The organism is Hydrocoleum sp. CS-953 (genome assembly GCF_002260545.1).
Lineage (GTDB): Bacteria > Cyanobacteriota > Cyanobacteriia > Cyanobacteriales > Microcoleaceae > Trichodesmium.
This window is the reverse complement of record NZ_LGSU01000235.1, coordinates 1-2,512: the sequence shown is the minus strand read 5'-3', so window position 1 is coordinate 2,512 and position 2,512 is coordinate 1. Positions and strand designations below refer to the sequence as shown.

The window sequence follows — 2,512 nt, the reverse complement described above, 5'->3', positions numbered from 1 at the left end:
GTTTTAATATGTTATGATTCATTTAGGAGTGCTTATAATCGGCACTGTATTAACAACTATTACGAAAACTGAAAACCTTTCCTATTGCCTGTTACTTTCTTTTTATAACAGTTAACTTTAACAAAGAATACTCTTTCCTTCCCTAGTTGACTTTTATCCAAATATTACTACTTGTACACCACTACCTAACTCCTAATTTCTGACTTTGTTAACTACTCTAGGATAAGTTGAGTTAGGCAAGTTTTAACAATTTGTTACAAAATATAGGGATAGGATTTATCCAGGGTAACTTAAATTGTGAAAATATTCCGAACACTTGACCATCAGCAACAGCGCAGTCTAATGATTCTATTCTTGGCTGGCTTATTATTTTGGTCAAGTATATCTACCTTGCTGCCTACTTTACCTCTTTATCTAGATCGTATTGGAGGCACAACACAACAAATTGGGCTTGTTATTGGTTGCTTTGGTGTGGGACTATTACTATCACGATTTGTTTTAGGGCCATTAGCTGACAACAGAAGTCGAAAGTTGGTTCTGATAGTTGGCACAACTGTAGCAGCGATCGCCCCACTCGGCTATTTACTACTCAAGTCTTTTCTTTTGTTAATGGTAGTTCGTGCTTTTCATGGTATTAGTATTGCTGGAATTACCACTGGTTATAGTGGTTTAGTAGCTGACTTGTCTCCTCCTGGTCGTCGCGGTGAATTAATTGGTTATATGAGTTTATGTACTCCAATAGGTATGGCTATTGGACCAGCAATAGGTGGTTTTGTACTAGCAGCTACTGGGTATGTGTCTTTATTTATGGTTTGCTCTACTTTAGGAAGTCTGAGCTTATTGTGTAGTTTTTTGGTTTGGGAACCACATTCAATAGTAGGAAAAAATTCCCATTCCCATCAGTTTGAGCAACAAAAGTTATGGCAAATATTAGGGAGTCGTAGAGTTTTGGTTCCCACTTTTGTTATGTCGATGGTAGGTTTAGTATTTGGCACAACTTTTACTTTTCTACCACTGTATATCCAGCAAAATAACATTCCTCTGAATGCTGGACTTTTTTTTAGCGTCAGGGCGATCGCTAGTTTTACCATTCGTATTTTTACTGGGCGAGCTTCCGATCGATTTGGTCGTGGCCTTTTTATTACTGGCGGTCTGGTATTTAGCTTATTAGCTATGTTAACTTTGTGGACTGCAAATAGTAGCAATATGGTTTTACTGGGAGCTATTTTTGGGGGATCTTCTGCTGGTTTAATCTTACCTATGATGATTACTTTGACGACCGATCGATGTCCTCAAGAGCAAAGAGGCAAGTTTTTATCTCTTTATATTGGTGGGTTTGATTTAGGCTCAATTATGGCAGGACCTACTTTCGGTCTTATTGCCGAACAAGTTGGTTATAGAAGTATGTTTGCTGTTGATGCTTGTCTTGATGTTATAGCAATAGCTATATTCATTACTTTATCAAACAAAGACTTGCCCCATTCCATCAGATTTGCTTTTGGTCAAGGGCAAGATACTTATGCTATTAATCATTAATACGGGCCTGGAGGGATTCGAACCCCCGACCTCATGGTCCGTAGCCANCCGAACAAGTTGGTTATAGAAGTATGTTTGCTGTTGATGCTTGTCTTGATGTTATAGCAATAGCTATATTCATTACTTTATCAAACAAAGACTTGCCCCATTCCATCAGATTTGCTTTTGGTCAAGGGCAAGATACTTATGCTATTAATCATTAATACGGGCCTGGAGGGATTCGAACCCCCGACCTCATGGTCCGTAGCCACGCACTCTATCCACTAAGCTACAGGCCCTATTTGTTTTTTGCGTTAGATTAAACTTTTTTAAATAAGTTTTTCTTCCGCACTAATAATTTACTATAGCACAAATAAATAGAATGACAAGGGATTTTTCTAAATTTGAGCAAAATTTAACTCATTTGGACTCTGAGGGTGGAGTTCAAATGGTGGATGTATCTGCGAAAGTAGCGACTGTGCGTCAAGCTGAGGCTGCTGGACAAGTGCGGATGTTAGTAGAAACTTTTGAGGCTATTGAAGCGGGTAATAGTCCAAAGGGTGATGTTTTGGGCACTGCTAAGTTGGCGGGGATTATGGGGGCGAAGCAAACTGCCCAACTTATTCCTTTGTGTCATCCTTTGCCTTTACAAAAAATAGATGTGGAGTTAATTCCTGATCCACAGTTGCCGGGATATCAGATTCGGGCGATGGTGAAGACTAAGGCGGAAACTGGGGTGGAAATGGAAGCTTTGACGGCGGTTTCTGTGGCTGCTTTAACTTTGTATGATATGGCTAAGGGTTTGGAAAAGTCTATTTCTATTGAGTTAATTCGTCTGTTGAGTAAGAGTGGCGGGAAGTCTGGGGATTATGTTTTGAGTGAAGAGTGAAATTGTTTGTCTTTTCCTAATTTTTTGTTGGTCTGTCAAGATTGGATTTTGGGCGAGTGGGAGTATCCTGCTCCGATGGTTGAGTGAGACCTTTTGATTATGAGGAAT

Annotated in this window: 2 protein-coding genes and 1 tRNA gene; 2 read left to right on the top strand and 1 reads right to left on the bottom strand. The window is 39.4% G+C overall.

All coding sequences use genetic code 11. The features are described from left to right. Nucleotides 1-297 precede the first annotated feature (297 nt). The gene (locus tag AFK68_RS02010) at nucleotides 298-1,536 is read left to right on the top strand and encodes an MFS transporter (RefSeq protein WP_210407181.1); all 1,239 of its coding nucleotides are present in this window, start codon (nucleotides 298-300) and stop codon (nucleotides 1,534-1,536) included. A 205-nt stretch (nucleotides 1,537-1,741) separates the two neighbouring features. Here AFK68_RS02010 and AFK68_RS02005 read toward each other — a convergent pair. Continuing rightward, nucleotides 1,742-1,814: transfer RNA gene (locus tag AFK68_RS02005), tRNA-Arg, on the bottom strand. Nucleotides 1,815-1,897: 83 nt separating this feature from the next. On the opposite strand from AFK68_RS02005, the gene moaC reads away from it, so the two are divergent. Continuing rightward, nucleotides 1,898-2,404, top strand: a complete 507-nt coding sequence (gene moaC / locus AFK68_RS02000) for a cyclic pyranopterin monophosphate synthase MoaC (RefSeq protein ID WP_094671223.1) — start codon at nucleotides 1,898-1,900, stop codon at nucleotides 2,402-2,404. The last annotated feature ends 108 nt before the right edge of the window (nucleotides 2,405-2,512 follow it).